The sequence below is a fragment of the Amycolatopsis sp. Hca4 genome (assembly GCF_013364075.1).
In the GTDB taxonomy this organism is placed as follows: Bacteria; Actinomycetota; Actinomycetes; order Mycobacteriales; family Pseudonocardiaceae; genus Amycolatopsis.
In genome coordinates, this window is the sequence record NZ_CP054925.1 from 10,799,712 (window position 1) to 10,818,318 (window position 18,607).

The following is an 18,607-nucleotide window of genomic DNA, read 5'->3' on the forward strand; positions in this document are numbered from 1 at the left end:
GGCTGTCAAGCGAGCGATCGGGCCATGAGAACGTCGTCGACGTCCGTCCCGTCGAGGTGGAATTCGCCGCGCAACACGCCTTCGACGACGAACCCGCAGCGCTCGTACACCCGGCGGGCGCCGGTGTTCGGCCCGAGCACGCGCAGCGTCACCTTGCGCGCGCCGCGGCGGCCCGCCTCGGCGACGGCGGCCTCGACGAGCCGCCCCGCGATGCCGAGCCGCTGCCGGTCCGGGTCGACGGCGAGCCCGTCGATCACCACCACGTGCCGGTGGGCCGGGATGCCGAACCCCTCGCCGAGGCGGACGTACCCGGCGACGACGCCGTCCTGCTCGGCGACCAGGACGTCCTCGGGCCGCGTGCCGTCGCCGAAGAACGGGGTGCCGGGCGGCGGCGCGGGCGCGGGGGAGACGTCCGGGGTCCAGGTGCGCTCGTCGAGCTTCGCGAGCGCGGCTTCGTCCTCGGCGCGGGCGGTCCGGATGGTGATCACCGGGTGAGTATCGCCCACGCCTCTTCGACGATCGCAGCGATTTCCCGCGGGTCGCGGTTGCCCTCGGAGCTCAGGCTCTTCAGGGTCACGGTCAGGTCGGTGCCGGTGCGCTGGCAGGTCCGCACGGAGGACCGTTCCGGGTCCGGCGCCGAGCCGGCGCTCACCGGGTCGTGCTGCACCAGGCACTGCACATCCCCGAAGGTCACGAGTTCGGTACCCGGGGCGGCCAGGCCCAGCGCTTCGGCGTCCTCGTACGGCGCGATGAGCCCCGGCGAAGGCGCCCGGACCGCGAGCAGCTGGATCGTGCGCCGGAGCTCATCGTCCTGGTACTGCTGGACGACCGCGCCGGCGCCGCCGTAGGCCGCCGACACGCGGGCCGCGGTCTCCCGGTCGCTCTTCCCGACCCGGTCGATGAGCGGCTGCCCCCGGTCCTTGCCGACCTTCGCGATCGCGTCCTGGGCGCGGCCGAGCCCGCCGAGGCTCGCCGGCGCGGTCAGCGGCCGCCCGCTCGGGCCGCCGAGCAGGCCGAGCACCAGCCACGGCACGCCGACCAGCAGCGCGCCGGCCACGAAGCCGAGCAGGCCGGTCACGGCGGGGCGGGCGAGCAGGGAGCGGCGGGGTGGGACGGGGTGCCACCCCGGGGGATCGGCGGTCATCCCGCCATCGTGGCGCCGTCCGGAACGTCGCGGAACGGCAATTCCGCCCCCGGCGTTCAGAGCAGGTGCGCGCGCCGCCAGATGCCCTCGGAGCGGCCGCCGATCAGGCCCGCCTCGCGCAGGAACGGCACGATCTTCTCGGCCATCCAGCGGCGGGTCTCGTGGAAGTGGGGGTTGGCCAGCGCCGCGGCGCGGCCTTCGCGGGGGTCGATCCCGACGCTGCGGTAGATCCGCGCGTCGACCATGCTGTCGATCACGCCGAACGCGACCAGCGCGGTCCGCAGCCGGTGCCGGTGCAGTGCCGCCTTCGACAGCTTCGGCGTCTCGCGCAGCACCTCTTCCTTGGCGAACCGGACGTGCCGGGCCTCCTCGACCACGTGGATGCGGTTGACCGAGCGGATCAGCGGCTGGATGCCGTCGTCGTCCATCATCGACCGCTGCAACCGGTCGGTGGTCTCCTCGGCGACCAGCACGCTGGCGAACATCGACGGCCCGGCGGCGGTCGCGCCGAACACCTTCGCGGCGCGGTGGACGACCTTGGGGACGCCGTAGCGCGGGACGCCGAGCCGGTCGGCGGTGCGGGCGAACATCACCGAGTGCCGGGTCTCGTCGCCGATCTCGGTCATCGCGTACTGCGCGTGCTCGCTGCGCGCGTCGAGGTCGAAGACGTACCGGGCGAGCAGCTGCATGAGGACGATCTCGAACCACAGGCCGACGCTCATGATGCTGGCGATCTCGTGCTTGGACAGCTCGATCCGCTGCTCCGGCGTCAGTTTCGCCCAGAGGTCGGTGCCGTAGAGGGAGACGCGTTCGAGCGGCATGTAGGCCTTGCCCTCGGCGAGCGGCGCGGCCCAGTCGATGTCGACGTACGGGTCGTAGGAGTTCTTCGCGGAACTCTTGAGCAGGCGAGCCGCGGTGACGTCCCGGTCCTCGACGCGCATGGGTGCCTCCGCAAGTAGGGGGTACAAGGTGTACTAGCTACTTCGGGAGCGTACACCGCCCGGCGGGGTGTGAGTAGGCTTTCGCCGTGACCAAGGTCGACGGACGGGCGACGCGCTGGGCGGGCCAGCAGGAACGCCGGCGCGCGGAGTTCGTCGACGCCGCACTGACGGCGATCGCCGAGCACGGCCCGGACGTCTCGACCGAGCAGATCGCCGAGCGCGCCGGCGTCGCCCGCACCCGCCTGTACCGGCACTTTTCCGACGCGGCGGACCTCCGCCGGGCGATCGCCCAGCGGGCGGCGGAGCTGGTGACGGCCGACCTGGCGCCGCTGTGGCACCCCGAGGGCTCGCCGAACGAGATGATCTCCACGGTGATCGCGACGCACCTGCGCTGGCTGACCGAGCACGCCCACCTGCACCGCTACCTGACCCGGGGCGTCCCGGACGGCCCCGACGTCCGCGGCGCGATCGCCCGGCACCTGAGCAGGTTGTTCGCGGGGTACCTGACGGCGTTCGGCCTCGACCCGGCCCCGGCGGACACGATGGCGTTCGGCCTGGTCGGCTACGTCGAATCGGCGACGACCCGCTGGCTGGACCACCCGGGCACGCTCAGCCTGCCCCAGCTGACGGCCCAGCTCACCGGCACGATCTGGGCGATGCTGGACCACACGCTGCGGGCCGGCGGGGTGGAACTGGACCCGGACCGGCCGTTGCCGCTGCCCGAGGGGCTTTAGTCTTCGCAGGGGAACCCGGCCCGCACGCGTGGGCGGGCTTGCGGGTGTCGCTCGCGGGACTGCAGCGGTGGGTGCTGTGGCGCGATGAGCCGCAGATGCGCGGGGTGGCCGCTCCGGCTCCGCCGCCGTGGTCCGGCGTGGGCGCGCCTCCCGGTTCAGTCGCCTTCGCGGGGGAACTCGGCCCGCACGCCCAGCAGCCGCACCGGGCGGGTCAGCTCGAACATCCCCAGCACCTCGCGCGCCGCCCGGTCCAGCTCTGCCGCGTCCGAGGTCGGCTCCGGGAGCGTGATGCTGTGCGTGTGGGTCAGGAACGGCGCGAACCGGACCTTCACCGCCATCCGCGCCGCCGGGCGGCCCTCCTCGAGCACGTCCTGGGTCACCCTCTTCGCCAGGGCCGAGACCTCGGCCGCCATCTCCGCCGGGTCCGTCAGGTCCTGCTGGAACGTCGTTTCGCGGCTGCGGGACCGGGCCACCCACGGGGTCGCGCTGACCTCGGCGTCGCTGATGCCGCCGCCGAGCAGGCGCAGCCACGGCCCGGTCTTCGGGCCGAAGCGGGCCGCCAGCTCCGCCGCGTCCGCGCCCGCCAGGTCGAGGACCGTTTCGATCCCCAGCGCGGCGAGCTTCTTCGCGGTCTTGCCGCCGATGCCCCACAGCGCGTCCGTCGGGCGGGCCGCCATCACCTCCCACCAGTTCTCCTGCGTCAGCCGGTAGATCCCGCCCGGCTTGCCGAACCCGGTGGCGAGCTTCGCGCGCAGCTTGTTGTCGCCGATCCCGACCGCGCACGACAGGCCCGTCTCGCGCGCCACCGCCTCCTTGATCGCGACGGCCAACGCCTCCGGGTCGGCCGTCTCCGCCCCGACGAAGGCCTCGTCCCAGCCCAGCACCTCCACCACCACCGGCAGCTCCCGCACCGCGGCCATCACCCGGGCCGACACCTCCAGGTAGGCGTCCGGGTCACTGGGCAGGAAGACCGCCTCCGGGCAGCGCCGCGCCGCGATCCGCAGCGGCATGCCCGACTGGACGCCGAACTCGCGGGCTTCGTACGACGCCGTCGCGACGACCGCGCGCTCGGTGGGGTCGCCGTTGCCGCCGACCACGACCGGCTTGCCGCGCAGCTCGGGGTGGCGGGCGATCTCGACCGCGGCGATGAACTGGTCGAGGTCGACGTGCAGGACCCACTTCACCCAGCTCAGTCTGCCTCAAATCCGATGCCGCGCCACGTGGGTCCAGACGGTGCCGGTGAGCGCGAGGATCCCGCACAGCGTGACGCCCGGATCGGGCAGCACCAGGCCCAGGACCAGCAGCGTCACGGCGGCGATGTCGAAGAAGATCAAGAACGCACTGCGGAGCGCGCGCGACTGGGGCGGCCGCCCGTCGCGCAGGGCGGCCGCCAGTGCCGGGTCGCTGAGTTCGAGACTGCGCTCGATCTTCTCCAGCTCGGTGCGGTCGTGGTGACTGAGCATCGGGCCTCCTTCGGCGCCGAACCCGCCGTGTCGCCGTAGCGAATACCCAATCGTCCTCCTCGCGAACCGCCGAACGCCTTCTGAATTCGTGCTTTTCTGTGGGCCGTCCGGGTGATCCGCGCTCCGTGACCGGCTTCGGCCACGTTAGGTTTCGCTGGGAAACGTGGCCGGTCACGGCCGGACGGCGGGTGGGGGCGGTCGCGAAAGGCCACGTCCTGGCGTCGTGCCGGTGGCCGGTCAAGCCCTTCAAACAGACGGAGGACTTCATGACCCTGCCCACCGAACCGATCGGCAGCATCCCGCGGCCCGCCGCCCTCGTCGAGGGCCTCGGCGACTTCGCGGCGGGCCGGATCGACGCCGCCGCGCTCGCCGAGCTCGAGAGCCGGGCGCTGGCCGACACGATCCGCCGGTTCGAGGAGACCGGCTCGCCGGTGCTGACCGACGGGGAGCAGGGCAAGCCGAGTTTCGCGACCTACCCGCTGGCCGGGCTGGACGCGCTGGCGCCCGACGGCGTCGTCATCCCGTTCGCCGACGGGCACACCCGGCAGCTGCCGCGGCTCACCGCGGGGCCGTTCCGCTACGCCACGCACGCCGGCTCGTACCTGACCCGGGCGAAGGCCCTGACCGAGCGACCGGTGAAGCAGGCGGTGATCGCCGCGTCGGCGCTCTCGCTGATCTACCCGGCCGACGGCATCGAGGGCTACCCGCAGGAGCAGTTCGTCGCCGACCTGGTCGACGCGGCCGAGGCCGACATCCGCGGCAGCTTCGACGCGGGCGCGGACAGCGTGCAGATCGACTTCACCGAGGGACGGCTGTCGCTGAAGCTCGACCCGTCCGGTGGGCTGCTGCGGCAGTTCGTCGAGCTCAACAACGCCGTCCTCGACCGGTTCACCGCCGAGGAGCGCGCGAAGATCGGCGTGCACACCTGCCCGGGCGGGGACCAGGACTCCGTGCACAGCCTCGACGTCGACTACGCCGGCCTGCTGCCGGCGTTGTTCGACCTCAAGGCCGGCCGCTTCTTCGTCCAGCTGGCCAGCGAAGCCGACCCGGAGCGCGCGCTGCGCGTGATCGCCGACAACCTGAAGGCCGACCAGCGGGTCTTCGTCGGCGTGATCGACCCGATCGACCCGCGGGTGGAGACGGCGGAGGAGGTCAGGGACCGGGTGCTCACCGCGGCGAAGTACCTGCCGGCCGAGCGCCTCGGCACCTGCGACGACTGCGGGTTCTCGCCGTTCGCCGACGACACCTCGACCTCGCGCGACATCGCGTTCGCGAAGATCGTGGCCCGGGTCGAGGGCACGCGGCTGGCGTCCGAGAAGCTCGGCTGAGCGCGAGCGGCGTGAGCCCGGCCGCCGGGCTCACGCCGTCTCGGCGGCCACCTTCAGGCCGAGCGCGACGAGCACGGTGCCCAGGATCGCGTCGAGGCCCCGGCGGACGCGGCCGGCGCTGAAGAACCGCTTCAGCGCCCCGACCACGACGGCGAGGGTGACGAACCAGAGGACCGTGCCCGCGGTGGCGATCGCGGCCAGTTCGAGCGTCTGCAGGGTGGCGCCGTCGGCGGGCAGGAACTGGGGGAGCAGGGCCAGGAAGTACACGGCCACCTTCGGGTTGAGCAGGTTCGTCACCAGGCCCTGGCGGAAGGCGGCCCCGGCGGTGAGCTGCCGGGGCCCGGTGGCCGGTGCGAGATCGCGGTACTCGCCGCGGCGCACGGCCAGCCACGCCTTGACGCCGAGGAAGACGAGGTAGGCCGCGCCGGCCAGCTTCACGACGGTGAACGCGACCGCCGACGCGGTGAGCACGGCGGCGACCCCCAGCGCGATCGCGACCACCCAGGCGAAGACCCCGAGCGCGATCCCGGTGCCCGCGGCGATCCCGGCCCGCCGCCCGCCGGCCAGCGCCGAGCGCGTGACGACGACGAAGTCGGGCCCGGGCGACATCGCCCCGAGCACGACGACCAGCAGGAACGAGGCAGCGGTGGCACCGGGCAGCATGGGCCGAGCATACGACCCGGCCGCCACCGCATTTCGGGCTCGGCCGGGGCGGGATGTTCGAATTTGAACTGGTGTAGGGTCGATCTTGTGGGTGATTCCAGGGGCGAGGGCATGACGGCGCAGGTGCGGACGCGGGTGCGGATCCCGCTGCGGCTCGACGGCGCCACCGCGGTCGACGCCGAAGCCGTCACCTTCCGCGGCCTGGCCGACGGCGGCGAGCACCTGGCGTTCGTGCTGGGCACGCCGGGCGAGGTGCCGCTGGTGCGCCCGCACTCGGAATGCCTGACCGGCGACGTCTTCGGGTCGGCGCGCTGCGACTGCGGCCCGCAGCTGGCCGAGGCCGTCGCCCGGATCTCCGAGGCCGGCGGGTACCTGCTGTACCTGCGCCAGGAGGGCCGGGGGATCGGGCTCTACAACAAGCTCGACGCGTACGCCCTGCAGGACGGCGGCCTCGACACCTACGCCGCGAACGCCGCGCTCGGCCTGCCCGAGGACGCCCGCGACTACACGGTGGCGGCCCAGATGCTGGGCGCGCTCGGCGTGGACCGGGTGGACCTGCTGTCGAACAACCCGGACAAGGCGGCCCAGCTGGCCGCGGCGGGTATCGCGGTGCGCGACCGGGTGCCGACCGGGGTGTTCGCGACCGAGAACAACGTGCGGTACCTGCGGGCGAAGGCCGAGCAGACCGGCCACACGCTCACCCTGCCCGGTCTCGCCAGCTGACCCGGACGGTCGTCCGGCATACCTGGAGGGCCGGTCGGCGTACCTGGAGGGTCGGGTCGCGTACCTGGAGGGTCGGGTCGCGTACCTGGAGGGTCGGGTCGCGTACCTGGAGGGTCGGGTCGCGTACCTGGAGGGTCGGGCCGCGTACCTGAAGGGTCGGGCCGCGTACCTGAAGGGTCGGGCTGCGTACTTGGAGGGTCGGGCTGTGTACTTGGGCGGTCGGGTCGCGTGCCTGGAGGGTCAGGTGAGGCGCTGGGCGGCCGCGGCCGCCGGGCTCGTGGTGAGTTTCTCCAGCAGGCCGACCAAGGTGGCCTGCTCCGCCGGGGTCAGGGCCGCGACCCAGGCCTGCTCGCGTTCGTTGTGCTCCTGGTAGGCGTCGGTCACCGAGGTGTGGCCCGCCTCCGTCAACGCCAGCTCGACCGCCCGGCGGTCGTGGGCGACCGGGGTGCGGGTCACCAGGCCGTCGCGCTCCAGGGTGTTCACCAGTGCCGACACCGCCGCCCGGCTCATCCCCGCGAGGCGGGCCACGTGGCGGGACTCCAGCGGGCCCGCCAGCCACAGGACGAACAACACCCGGAACCCGCCCCAGCTCCAGCCGCGCGGGCGGTGGACCGTGGACTCCCAGTCGTAGACCAGCGCGCCGGCCAGGCGGTGCAGGGTCAGGCCGAGCCGCATCGCCACCGGGTCGGTCGCGGGCAGCTCGGCCTGCGTCTTCCCGATCGCGTAGTCGACGAACGAGAGGTAGTCGAGGTCGGCCGGTCGGTCGGTCATGCGGCTCAGGTTAGGGGAAGAAGGGTTCCGCGCGGCGGTCCCGAGGGCTAGCCTGACCCGAAGTGGTCAAACCTTTGACGATCAAGGAGCGCTCGCCGTGACGAAGAAAGCCTTCGCCTCTTCGGCCGACCTGGCGGAGAAAGCGCAGACCCTCGAGATCCTCGCGGACGGCGTCTACGCGCTGACCGCCGAAGGCGACCCGAACATCGGCGCGATCGAGGGCGAGGACTTCCTCGTCTGCTTCGAAGCGCTGGCCACACCCGTCGCGGCGGGGGAGTGGCTCGCGAAACTGCGCGAGCACACCGACAAACCGGTCCGGTACCTGGTGCTGAGCCACTACCACGCCGTGCGCGTGCTCGGCGCGTCCGCGTTCGACGCCGAAGTGATCGTCGCGCACGAGAACACCCGGGCCCTGGTCGCCGAGCGCGGCAAGGAGGACTGGGAAAGCGAGTTCGGCCGGATGCCGCGCCTGGCGAAGGGCGCGGACTCGGTGCCCGGGCTCACCTGGCCGACGCTCACCTTCTCCGATCGGCTCACGATCGACCTCGGCGGCGACCGCGGCGACCTCGTGCTGCAGTACTGCGGGCGCGGGCACACCGAGGGCGACCTCGTCGCCTGGCTGCCCCGGCAGAAGATCCTCTACGCCGGCGACCTCGTGGAAGCCGAAGCCGCGCTGTACACCGGCGACGCGTTCCACCGCGACTGGGCTTCGTCCACTTTGGACCGGGTGGCCGCCTTCGGCGCGGAGACCCTGATCGGCGGCCGCGGCGGAGTCAGCCGCGGCCGGGAAGCGGTCGACGCCGCCATCGCGCAGACCCGGCACTTCCTCACCACCATGCTCCGCGAGGTCGGCGCGGTCCGGGACGCCGGCGGCACGCTCAAGGAAGCCTTCGAGCGCACCCACGCGGCCCTGGCCGAGCGGTACGGCCACTGGCCGATCTTCGAGCACTGCCTGCCCTTCGACGTCTCGCGGCTGTGGGACGAGCTGGGCGGCGTCGAACGGCCGGTGGTGTGGACGGCCGAACGCGACCGCGAAGTCTGGGACCAGCTGCAGGGATGACGGTCGCCGTCCTCGGCAGCGGCCCGGTCGGCCAGACGGCCGCGCTGCTGCTGGCGCGCCGGGGCGTACCGGTGGTGCTCGTCGACGAGCACGAGGTGCGCGATCCCGTGGGATCCAAGGCCATCTGCCAGCAACGGGACACTTTGGACGTCTGGGCGTTCCTCGGCGCGGGACGCCTCGCCGAGGAGGGCCTCACCTGGACGACCGCGCGGACGTTCCACCGCGCCACGGAGCTGTTCTCGCTGAAGCTCCCCGACGGCGGGTCGGCGCTGCCGCCGTTCGTCAACCTGTCCCAGGCCCGGGTCGAACAGGTGCTGGACGAGCTCATCGCGCAGCAGCCGCTGATCGACGTCCGCCGCGGCCACCGCGTCACCGGCCTGACCCAGCCCGGCTGCGTGGAAATCCACTGCGAGACGAAGGACGGGCCACGCCGGATCGAAGCCGAGTACGCGATCGCCTGTGCGGGCGCACGCGGCGACACCGTGCGGCGGGCGCTCGGGCAGCACCTCGAAGGGGTGTCGTTCCGGGACCTGTTCCTGATCTGCGACATCCGCGCGGACCTGCCCGGCTGGGCGGCGGAACGGCGGTTCTACTTCGACCCGCCGTGGAACCCCGGCCGCCAGGTGCTCATCCACCCGTGCCCGGGTTCGGAGTTCCGGATCGACTGGCAGGTCCCCGAAGACTACGACCTCGCGGCCGAGGAGACGGGCGGGGCGCTGGACCGCCGGATCCGCGCGATCATCGGCGACCGGCGCTACGAAGTGCGGTGGCGCTCGGTGTACCGCTTCCACACGCGGCTGGTCGACCGGATGCGCGTGGGGCGCGTGCTGCTGGCCGGGGACTGCGCGCACCTGGTCGCGCCGTTCGGGGCGCGCGGCCTCAACTCCGGCGTGGCCGACGCGGAGAACGCCGCCTGGAAGCTGGCCGCCGTCCTGCGTGGCGAGGCGGGGGAGGAGCTGCTGGAGAGCTACCACGCCGAGCGGCACGCGGCGGCGGTGGAGAACGCGGCCGTCACCACCGCCACGATGGACTTCCTGGTGCCCCAGGACGACGGGCAGCGCGCTCGCCGCCTCGACGTCCTCACCCGGGCGGCGCACGACCCGGCCGCCTGCGCCGAGGTGGACTCGGGCCGGCTGGCGGAACCGTTCTGGTACGTGGATTCGCCGTTGACCACACCCGATCCGCTCCGGCCGTTCGCGGGACGGCCGGAGCGTGGCGCGGTGCCGCCGCCGGGCCCGGGCGTGCTGCTGCCGGACGTGACCGTCCCGGGTGGACGGCTGCGCGACCTGGCCCGCGAGGGCTTCCTGGTCCTGACGACACCGGGCGTGCGGGTGGAGGGGGTGCGGTCGGTGGAGATCCCGGTCGGGGGTGTGCTCGGTGCGCGTCCGGGCGAAGCCTGGCTGCTCCGCCCGGACGCGTACGTCGCCGCGGTGTTACGGGTAGGAGACCAGCGGGCTCACCTGGTGCCCGGTGTTCGCGGCGTCACCCGTGTCGTTGATGACGTGGGCGATCGTGCCCACGCCGCCGAGTGACACCGAAACCAGGTTGTGGAACCGGACCCCGGAGTTGTTCGGCACCTCGAAGGAGTGACTGGCCACAATGGACGGATTGGTGTTGAAGAAGCAGTAGCTGCCGAGGCCCCAGCCTTCGTGGCTGGTCACCGAGTCGGCCACCTTGTACGCCGCCCAGCCCTGCCGCCCGCCGCCGCTGGACCAGGACGCCTGGTCCGGCGGGTCGTACGGCATTTCGTTCTGGAAGAAGTACGTCCGCCCGCCGTTGCCGTTCCAGAGCACTTCGTACTGCTGGTAGTGCTCGACGAACAGGCCGTACATCGTCACGTTGGCGCCGTTGACGACCAGGCCGTTGGCCGCGGTGTTGACGTTCCAGCCGACGCCGTAGGAGTGGTCGCCGCGCCACAGCCACATGTGGTCGCCGATGACGTTGTTCGAGTTGACCACCAGCGTCTGCGTGGCCTTCCCGACGGCCGCGCCGCCGATCCGGAAGAACACGTCGTGCAGCGACGTCGGGTCGGCCGCGTGGTTGGCGTTCGAGCCCGGCTGGCCGACCTGGACGAGCACCGGCGAGTTCACCGCGCCCGCGTCGATCAGCAGCCCGGCGATCTTCACGCCGTCCACATCGGACGTCGTGATCGCCGCGGTCCCGTTGGTCGGCTGCAGCGTCGCCAGGCCGAGCCCGAGCACCACGGTGTCCGGGCGCGTGACGTTGAGCGCCTGGTCGAGGTGGTACACACCCGGTGTCACGAGCAGGTTCTTGCCCGCCGCCAGCGCGGCGTTGAGCGTCGCGGCCGAGTCGGACGGGTGCGCCACGTAGAACTCGCTGAGCGAGATCGACTGCCCGGCCGGAGCGCCGTGACCCCAGCTGGTGCCCTGGGAGTTCTGCCGCAGCGCCGGGACGAACACGTTGTAGCTGCCCGAGCCGTCGACGTAGAGGAACGGCTTCTCGCGCACCACCGGTGTCTGGCCGACGACCGTCTCCGGCGGGTTCGGGAAGGACGCCGGCGGGGTGCCGGTCGAACCGACGAACACCATGTTCCAGACGCCGCCCTGCCAGCCGCCCAGCTCGCTGTTGCGGGTCAGGAACTGCTGCTGGGAGCCGGAAACCGCGACGCCGTCGATCTTGCTGTCGGCGATCAGGCCGCCGCTGGCCCAGCCGTCACCGCCGTTCCACAGCTGGATCTGGCTGCCGCGCAGGTGCATCCGCCGGTAGGGCGCGGCCTGCGCGACGGCCCAGCGCTCGACCTGGCCGGCCGGCAGCGTCACCGACAGGTTTTCGGCCGACCGCCAGAAGTTCTGCGTCGCGTTGCCCTTGTTGTTCGGGTTGTCGCCCTGCTGCAGCCAGTCCGCTTCGACGCGGACGTGGCCGTTGAGGTTGACGTCGTCCGGCGACAGGCCCAGGCCCGCGACCTGCTCGTAGAAGCCGAGGTTGACGTCGGCGTTGTAGGTGCCCGGCTTGAACAGCACGGCGTAGCGCTCGTTGCCGAACTGGTTGGTGTGCTGCTGGTTCGCGATCTGCGTCAGCCGGTCCTGGATCGTCGCGGCCGGCGTCGAGGGGTCGAACACCGACACGTTCGGCCCGAGGTCCGGGTTGCGCGGGTCGGTCGGCGGGATCGTGCTGCCGCCGGTGCCGTGCACGGCCACTTCCCAGAGCGAGTAACCGTAGCCGGTCGCCCGCTGGGTGCCGTAGACCCGCAGGTAGCGGGCGGTGCCCGAGAGCGCAACGGTCTGCGTGCCGCCGGCGGCGGTGGTGGTCGAGTACGCCGTGGTCCAGCTGCTCGCGTCGCTGGAGAGCTGCACGCTGAACGCGCGGGCGTACGCGGCCTCCCAGGTGAGCACCACGTCGCACAGCTGCTGGGCCGAACCGAGGTCGACCTGCAGCCATTGCGGGTCGCTGAACGCGCTGGACCAGCGCGTGCCGGTGTTGCCGTCGACCGCGGCGGACGCGGGTGTCCCGCCGTTCTCGGTCGACGACGCGGTCGCCGGACGGCCCTGCGCGAGGTTCGTGCTGCCGCACGCGGCGGCCTGGGCCGGTGCGGAGCCGACCACGGCCGCGGTGGTGACCGCGGTGACGAAGGTGGTGGCGATGACGAGGAGACGGTGGAGGGGGGAGAGCGTCGTCGATCTCATGAGCCTGCCTGTGATCGGGGGAGGACGTGCGAAAGCGGACCGGTGGAGCCCCACAGCTCGCGCCGGTTTCGGGTGGTGCGGCGGGTTCGCGCCCGGGCCCCCGCCCGGTGCCGTGAGCCGGAGGAGCGGTACCGGAGCAGGGGAAAGCGCGGACCGGCCAGCCCGAAAGGTGCTGGTCGCGGCGGAGCAGTCCCGGGTGGCGGTCACGGAACCGGTTCCGTCGGTGAGCTCGCAGTTAACAGCGGGAGGTTCGCCCGCGTCAAGCATCCACGGCGGATTCGTTCGCCCGGACCAGCGTCCGGCGGGCAACCGTTGACATTTTACGACTCTTTATTTATAGCTTGAACTAAGCGTGCCGACGGCCGGGCCCACACCCGCGCCGGAGATCACGTGGGCCGGACAGCGCCGGGGCAAGGCCGCCCCGGCGCCGGTTCGCCGTGGAGGTGCCCCATGCAACGCCGCATGCCGAGGACGCGGGTGCTCGCCGTCCTCGCCCTGACCCTCGCCGCCCTGCTCACCGCTCCGGTGGCCAGGGCCGCTCCCGTCCTGCTCTCCCAAGGCCGTCCGGTGACGGCGTCCTCGACCGAGTCCGCCGCTTTCCCGGCGTCCGCCGCGGTCGACGGCGACCCCGGTACCCGCTGGTCCAGCGGCTTCAGCGACCCGCAGTACCTGCAGGTCGACCTCGGCTCGACCCAGCAGCTGTCCCAGGTGGTGCTGAACTGGGAAGCCGCCTACGCCAAGGCGTTCACGGTCCAGGCGTCCGCCGACGGCGCCACCTGGACGCCGCTCTACTCGACCACCACCGCGACCGGCGGCAACCAGACGCTGACCGTGACCGGCAGCGGCCGGTACGTCCGGCTGACCGGCACCCAGCGGGCCACCCAGTACGGCTATTCCCTGTGGGAGTTCCAGGTCTACGGCGGGGGCGGCACGACCCAGCCCGGTGACGTCCTGCTCTCCTACGGCAAGCCCGGCACGGCGTCCTCGTACCAGGACGACGGCAACTGCCCGGGCTGCGTCCCGGCGAAGGCGTTCGACCACGACCCGGCCACGCGCTGGGCGACCAGCGCGACCACCGGCTGGGTCGACCCGGGCTGGATCACCGTCGACCTCGGTGCGCCCGCGGCGATCCACCAGGTCGTCCTGCAGTGGGACCCGGCCTACGCCGTCGCCTACCAGATCCAGGTGTCGAACGACAACGCGAACTGGACCTCGATCTACTCGACCACCACGGGCAAGGGCTTCAAGGAGACGCTGACCGTCAACGGTTCCGGGCGGTACGTCCGGATGTACGGCACCGCCCGCTCCAACGGCTACGGCTACTCGCTGTGGGGCTTCGACGTCTACGGCACCGGCGGCAACCCGACACCGCCGCCTGCCGCCCCGCCTGCCCCGCACTTCCCGGGCACCCTGGTCTGGAGCGACGAGTTCAACGGCGCCGCCGGCGCCAACCCCGACCCGAGCAAGTGGACCGCCGAGACGGGCCCCGGCGTCAACAACGAACTCGAGTACTACACGAACAACAACAACGCCAAGCAGGACGGCCGCGGCAACCTCGTCATCCAGGTCCGCCGCGAAGCCACCCCGGGCAGCGCGTGCCCGGTCGACCCGGTCAGCGGCAGCGGCACCTGCCAGTACACCTCCGGCCGGATCAACACCGCGGGGAAGTTCAGCTTCACCTACGGGCACGTCGAGGCCAACATCAAGGTGTCCGGCACGCAGGGGCTGTGGCCGGCGTTCTGGCTGCTGGGCGCGAACTTCTTCAGCGGCACGCCGTGGCCGAACTGCGGCGAGATCGACATCATGGAGCACGTCGGCAAGTCGCCGAACCTGGCCTACTCGACGATCCACGCCCCCGCGTACAACGGCGCGGGCGGCATCGGCGCGCCGTTCGACTTCGGCCAGGACGTCTCGGCCGGGTTCCACAAGTTCGGGCTCGACTGGGACGCGACGCACATGACGTTCTCCGTCGACGGCACCCCGTTCCAGACGATCAACCGCGACACGGTCGAGAGCACGCGCGGGCCGTGGGTCTACGACCACCCGTTCTTCCTGATCCTCAACAACGCCATCGGCGGCGACTTCCCCGGCCCGCCGGGCGCGGGGACCGTGCTGCCGCAGGACATGGTGATCGACTACGTGCGGGTGTACCAGTGAGACGGCACGTCGCGCTCGTCGTGGGGGCGGTGGTCGCCGCCGGGCTGCTCACCGCCCCCCTGTTCACCGCCCAGGCGGCCCCCGCGCTCCTTTCGCAGGGGCACGCCGTGACCGCGTCCTCCACCGAGAACGCCGCCTTCCCGGCTTCGGCCGCGGTCGACGGCGACCCGGGCACCCGGTGGTCCAGCCTGGCCGCCGACCCGCAGACGCTGCAGGTCGACCTCGGCGGATCGCACACGCTCAACCAGGTCGTGCTCCAGTGGGAGGCGGCCTACGCGACGGCGTTCACGATCCAGGCCTCGGCCGACGGCAGCCAGTGGTCCACTGTGTACTCGACGACGACCGGCACCGGCGGCACGCAGACGCTGCCGGTGTCCGGCACCGGCCGGTACGTCCGCCTGACCACGACCCGGCGGGCCACCCAGTGGGGGGTCTCGCTGTGGGAGTTCCAGGTCTTCGGCGACGGCTCGGCCCAGGCGTGCGGCAGCGCGAACGCCGCACTCCGGCAACCGGCTACGGCGTCCAGTGTCCAGTCCGACGCCTTCCCGGCGTCGGCGGCCTTCGACGGTGACGGTGGCACGCGCTGGTCGAGCCTGGCCGCGGACCCGCAGTGGATCCAGGTCGACCTCGGCAGCTCACGTCCGGTCTGCGGCGTCGACCTGACGTGGGAAGCCGCGTACGCGAGCGCGTACACGATCCAGCTGTCCACCAACGGCTCGACGTGGACGACGGCGGCGACCGTGGCCGGCGCGGGCGGCACCGAGCACCCGGCCGTGTCGGGGACCGCGCGGTACGTCCGGCTCAACGCCACGGCCCGGGCGACGCAGTGGGGTGTCTCGCTGTGGGAGTTCGCGGTCCACACGAGCGACAGCGCCCCGCCGACGACCACGCCCACCAACCCGGGTGGCTGCCCGTGGGTGGGGTCCGCCGCGCCCGTCGCCGACCGCGTCAACCAGCTGCTGGCCGTCATGACACCCCAGCAGAAGGTGAAGGTGCTGCACGGCAACGGCGCGACCGGGCCGTACATCGGCAACACCGATGCCGTGCCGGAGCTGTGCATCCCGGCCCTCGGCCTGCAGGACGGCCCCGCCGGGGTCGGCGACGGCCTCGACGGCGTCACCCAGTTCCCGGCGCCGGTGTCGGCCGCCGCGACCTGGGACACCGGGTTGATGAACCGGTACGGCAGCGCGATGGGTGCCGAGTTCGCGGGCAAGGGTGTCGACATCGCCCTCGGCCCGACGATCAACCTGGTCCGCGACCCCCGGTGGGGCCGCAACTTCGAGACCTACGCCGAAGACCCCTACCTCGCCGGCGCGGCCGGGACCGCCACGATCCAGGGCATCCAGAGCCAGGGCGTGATGGCCCAGGCCAAGCACGCGGCCGCCTACAACGTCGAGGCGGGGGCGTCCCGCGGGACGCCGTCGGACAACGTCATCATCGACGACCGGACCCTGCACGAGCTGTACCTGCCGGCGTTCCAGCAGGTGGCGAGCCAGGGCCAGGTCGCCTCGATGATGTGCGCCTACAACCAGATCAACGGCGTCCCGGCGTGCCAGAACAGCGGCGTGCTGACCAGCGCGATCAAGCAGGACGCGAACTGGGGCGGGTTCGTCGGCTCCGACTGGGGTTCGGCGACCGGTGGCCCGCGGCAGCTGGCCAACGGCGGCCTGGACATGGAGATGCCCGGCGGCGCGTTCTTCGGCCAGGGCCTGCTCGACGCCGTCTCCCGCGGCGAAGTCACGCAGGCGCGCGTCGACGACATGGTCCGGCGGGTGCTCACCCAGATGTTCCGGTTCGGCGTCTTCGACCGGGCCCGGCGGGGTTCCCCGGCTTCGGTGGTGACCAACGCGGCCAACGTGGCGACCGCGCGGGACGTCGCCGCGGCCGGGTCGGTGCTGCTCAAGAACACCGGCGTGCTGCCGCTGGGCTCCTCGGTGAAGTCGATCGCCCTCTCCGGCGGCGACGGGATCGACCCGCAGAACATCGGCGGCGGCAGCGCCAAGGTGAACCCGTCGCCGGCGTCGGTGAACCCGATCAACGGCATCAAGGCCCGGGCAGGCTCCGGGGTCAGCGTGTCCTACGTGGACGGCGCGGGGGAGCACGTGCAGACGCCGAACATCCCGGGTGCGGTGGCGGCGGCCAAGGCGGCCGACGTCGCGATCGTGTTCGCCAGCTACGGCGAGTCCGAAACCCAGGACCTCGACACGATCGACCTGCAGAACCAGCAGAACGACCTGATCGACGCGGTCGCGTCGGCCAACCCGCGCACGGTGGTCGTGCTCAACACGGGGTCGGCGGTGACCATGCCGTGGCTGGGCAAGGCCGCCGCGGTGCTCGAGGGCTGGTACCCGGGCCAGGAGAACGGCAACGCGCTCGCGTCGCTGCTCTACGGCGACGTCAACCCGTCGGGCAAGCTGCCGATCAGCTTCCCGAAGCAGATCGCCGACCTGCCCACGGCGAACGTCCAGCAGTTCCCGGGCGCCAACGACCGGATCGAGTACTCCGAAGGGCTCAACGTCGGCTACCGGTGGTACGACAGCCGCAACATCGAGCCGTTGTTCCCGTTCGGCTTCGGGCTGTCGTACACGACGTTCGGGTTTTCGAACCTGGTCGTGACGCCGCAGGGAACGAACGGCACGGCGACCGTGACGGCCACGGTGACCAACACCGGCAGCCGCGCGGGCGCGGACGTCGTCCAGCTGTACGTCGGCCAGCCGGCCGACAACGGTGAGCCGCCGAAGCAGCTGAAGGGGTTCAAGAAGGTGCAGCTGAATCCCGGGCAGAGCACCCAGGTGTCGTTCCCGCTCACCCCGCGGGACCTGGCGCACTGGACCGGCTCGTGGACGACGAACGCGGGCCAGTACCGCGTCTACGTCGGTGATTCCTCGCGCAACGTGCCGCTGTCGGGGACGCTGACCGTCTCCTGAGTCGACTCCCGGACGACCAGCTCGGTCGGGACGATCAGCGGGGCGTCCGGGGCCGGTGCGCCGGCCAGGCGGTCGAGCAGCAGCCCGGCCGCCGTCTCGCCCATCTGCCGCAGCGGCTGGCGGATCGTGGTGAGCGGCGGTTGGGTGTGCGCGGCCAGGGGGATGTCGTCGAAGCCGACCACGGCGACGTCCCCCGGCACGGCGCGGCCCGCCTTGCGCAGGCCGGCCAGCACGCCCGCCGCCGTGAGGTCGTTGTGGGCGAAGACCGCGTCGAACTCCGGGCCGGTTTCCAGCAGCTGGCGGATCGCCGCCTCCCCGCTTTCACTCGTGAAGTCGCCCTCGATGATCAGCCGCCGGTCGAGGGTCAGGCCGGCGTCGAGGACGGCGTCGTTGAAGCCGTTGAGGCGATCGGCGGTGCAGCCGAAGTCGTGCGGCCCGGTGACGGTGGCGAACCGGGTGCGGCCGGTGGCCAGCAGGTGGCGGGCCGCGGCCGCGCCACCCTGCCGGTTGTCCGTGCCCACCGACGGGAACGCCGGGCGGCGGCCGCGGTCGTCGATCACCACCACCGGCAGCCCGGAGTCGTGCAGCACCCGCAGGTGCCGCACCGCGTCCGGCGGTTCCACCAGCAGCAGGCCGTCGAACGCCTTCGCCGAGACCTGGCGCGAGAACTCGCCGAGGGAGTCCGCGCCGCGGTTGGCCGTCGACAGCAGCAGGCCGTAGCCCTTCGACTCCACGACGTCGGCGACGCCCTGCAGCACCTCGCCCATCCACGGCCAGGTCAGCCCGGGCACCAGCATCCCGACCGTGCGCGTCACCCCGCGGGCCAGCCCGACCGCACCGGCGCTCGGGATGTACCCGGTCGCGGCGATCACCTCGCGCACCCGGATCGCGGTCGCCGCGTCCACGTCGGCCTTGTTGTTGAGCACCCGCGACACGGTCGTCTTGCTCACCCGGGCGCGGCGGGCGACTTCGGCGATCGTGACGCGCATCCGTCCTCCCGATCGGGCGGTGGAGAGCTCCGTGTGTCAAGGTACTCGCCCGCGGGCCCGCCG

Annotated in this window: 16 protein-coding genes; 7 read left to right on the plus strand and 9 right to left on the minus strand. The window is 72.4% G+C overall.

Annotation, left to right across the window (positions count from 1 at the left end):
• Nucleotides 1-5 precede the first annotated feature (5 nt).
• From HUT10_RS49050 to HUT10_RS49060, 3 genes are read right to left on the minus strand one after another with little or no spacing between them, the layout of a single operon-like run.
• A complete protein-coding gene (locus tag HUT10_RS49050; protein ID WP_176177471.1) occupies nucleotides 6-488 on the minus strand; it encodes a GNAT family N-acetyltransferase in 483 nt (160 codons plus the stop codon).
• A complete protein-coding gene (locus tag HUT10_RS49055; protein WP_176177472.1) occupies nucleotides 485-1,144 on the minus strand; it encodes a hypothetical protein in 660 nt (219 codons plus the stop codon). The genes HUT10_RS49050 and HUT10_RS49055 overlap by 4 nt, the downstream gene beginning before the upstream one ends.
• 56 nt (nucleotides 1,145-1,200) lie before the next feature.
• Nucleotides 1,201-2,085: a diiron oxygenase gene (locus HUT10_RS49060; protein ID WP_176177473.1), complete on the minus strand. Its 885-nt coding sequence runs from the start codon at nucleotides 2,083-2,085 to the stop codon at nucleotides 1,201-1,203.
• Between the two features lie 86 nt (nucleotides 2,086-2,171).
• On the opposite strand from HUT10_RS49060, the gene HUT10_RS49065 reads away from it, so the two are divergent.
• Nucleotides 2,172-2,819 carry a TetR/AcrR family transcriptional regulator gene (locus HUT10_RS49065; protein ID WP_176177474.1) on the plus strand — a complete coding sequence of 216 codons (648 nt, stop codon included), beginning with the start codon at nucleotides 2,172-2,174 and terminating at the stop codon, nucleotides 2,817-2,819.
• Nucleotides 2,820-2,974: 155 nt separating this feature from the next.
• Here HUT10_RS49065 and HUT10_RS49070 read toward each other — a convergent pair whose 3' ends face one another.
• Entirely contained in the window at nucleotides 2,975-4,003 is a 1,029-nt protein-coding gene (locus tag HUT10_RS49070; protein WP_176177475.1) for a DNA polymerase IV, read from the minus strand.
• Nucleotides 4,004-4,018: 15 nt separating this feature from the next.
• Complete coding sequence (locus HUT10_RS49075; protein WP_176177476.1) at nucleotides 4,019-4,282, minus strand: DUF3040 domain-containing protein; 264 nt, start codon at nucleotides 4,280-4,282, stop codon at nucleotides 4,019-4,021.
• Between the two features lie 266 nt (nucleotides 4,283-4,548).
• Here HUT10_RS49075 and HUT10_RS49080 point away from each other — a divergent pair, with 266 nt between their 5' ends.
• Nucleotides 4,549-5,610, plus strand: a complete 1,062-nt coding sequence (locus HUT10_RS49080; protein ID WP_176177477.1) for a cobalamin-independent methionine synthase II family protein — start codon at nucleotides 4,549-4,551, stop codon at nucleotides 5,608-5,610.
• 30 nt (nucleotides 5,611-5,640) lie between these two features.
• Here the strand turns inward: HUT10_RS49080 and HUT10_RS49085 are convergent, their stop codons facing one another.
• Nucleotides 5,641-6,273 (minus strand): LysE family translocator, encoded by a 633-nt coding sequence (locus tag HUT10_RS49085; protein WP_176177478.1) that lies wholly within the window; start codon nucleotides 6,271-6,273, stop codon nucleotides 5,641-5,643.
• Nucleotides 6,274-6,384: 111 nt separating this feature from the next.
• Between HUT10_RS49085 and ribA the strand changes: the two genes are divergently transcribed.
• Nucleotides 6,385-6,996, plus strand: a complete 612-nt coding sequence (gene ribA / locus HUT10_RS49090) for a GTP cyclohydrolase II (RefSeq protein WP_176178421.1) — start codon at nucleotides 6,385-6,387, stop codon at nucleotides 6,994-6,996.
• A gap of 240 nt (nucleotides 6,997-7,236) precedes the next feature.
• Here the strand turns inward: ribA and HUT10_RS49095 are convergent, their stop codons facing one another.
• Nucleotides 7,237-7,767, minus strand: a complete 531-nt coding sequence (locus HUT10_RS49095) for a MarR family winged helix-turn-helix transcriptional regulator (RefSeq protein WP_176177479.1) — start codon at nucleotides 7,765-7,767, stop codon at nucleotides 7,237-7,239.
• 97 nt (nucleotides 7,768-7,864) lie between these two features.
• Between HUT10_RS49095 and HUT10_RS49100 the strand changes: the two genes are divergently transcribed.
• Together HUT10_RS49100 and HUT10_RS49105 are read left to right on the plus strand one after the other, a co-directional pair.
• Nucleotides 7,865-8,827, plus strand: a complete 963-nt coding sequence (locus tag HUT10_RS49100) for an MBL fold metallo-hydrolase (RefSeq protein WP_176177480.1) — start codon at nucleotides 7,865-7,867, stop codon at nucleotides 8,825-8,827.
• Nucleotides 8,824-10,359: an FAD-dependent monooxygenase gene (locus HUT10_RS49105; RefSeq protein ID WP_176177481.1), complete on the plus strand. Its 1,536-nt coding sequence runs from the start codon at nucleotides 8,824-8,826 to the stop codon at nucleotides 10,357-10,359. Before HUT10_RS49100 ends, HUT10_RS49105 begins: the two co-directional genes overlap by 4 nt.
• On the opposite strand, the gene HUT10_RS49110 is transcribed toward HUT10_RS49105, so the two are convergent.
• Nucleotides 10,261-12,471, minus strand: coding sequence for a discoidin domain-containing protein (locus tag HUT10_RS49110; protein ID WP_176177482.1), 2,211 nt, complete (start codon nucleotides 12,469-12,471; stop codon nucleotides 10,261-10,263). The two genes, HUT10_RS49105 and HUT10_RS49110, sit on opposite strands and share 99 nt — an antisense overlap.
• 450 nt (nucleotides 12,472-12,921) lie before the next feature.
• Here HUT10_RS49110 and HUT10_RS49115 point away from each other — a divergent pair, with 450 nt between their 5' ends.
• Together HUT10_RS49115 and HUT10_RS49120 are read left to right on the plus strand one after the other, a co-directional pair.
• Complete coding sequence (locus tag HUT10_RS49115) at nucleotides 12,922-14,628, plus strand: discoidin domain-containing protein (RefSeq protein WP_176177483.1); 1,707 nt, start codon at nucleotides 12,922-12,924, stop codon at nucleotides 14,626-14,628.
• Nucleotides 14,625-17,555: a glycoside hydrolase family 3 C-terminal domain-containing protein gene (locus tag HUT10_RS49120; RefSeq protein ID WP_176177484.1), complete on the plus strand. Its 2,931-nt coding sequence runs from the start codon at nucleotides 14,625-14,627 to the stop codon at nucleotides 17,553-17,555. The genes HUT10_RS49115 and HUT10_RS49120 overlap by 4 nt, the downstream gene beginning before the upstream one ends.
• Here HUT10_RS49120 and HUT10_RS49125 read toward each other — a convergent pair.
• Complete coding sequence (locus HUT10_RS49125; RefSeq protein ID WP_176177485.1) at nucleotides 17,498-18,544, minus strand: LacI family DNA-binding transcriptional regulator; 1,047 nt, start codon at nucleotides 18,542-18,544, stop codon at nucleotides 17,498-17,500. The genes HUT10_RS49120 and HUT10_RS49125 overlap by 58 nt on opposite strands.
• Nucleotides 18,545-18,607 lie beyond the last annotated feature (63 nt).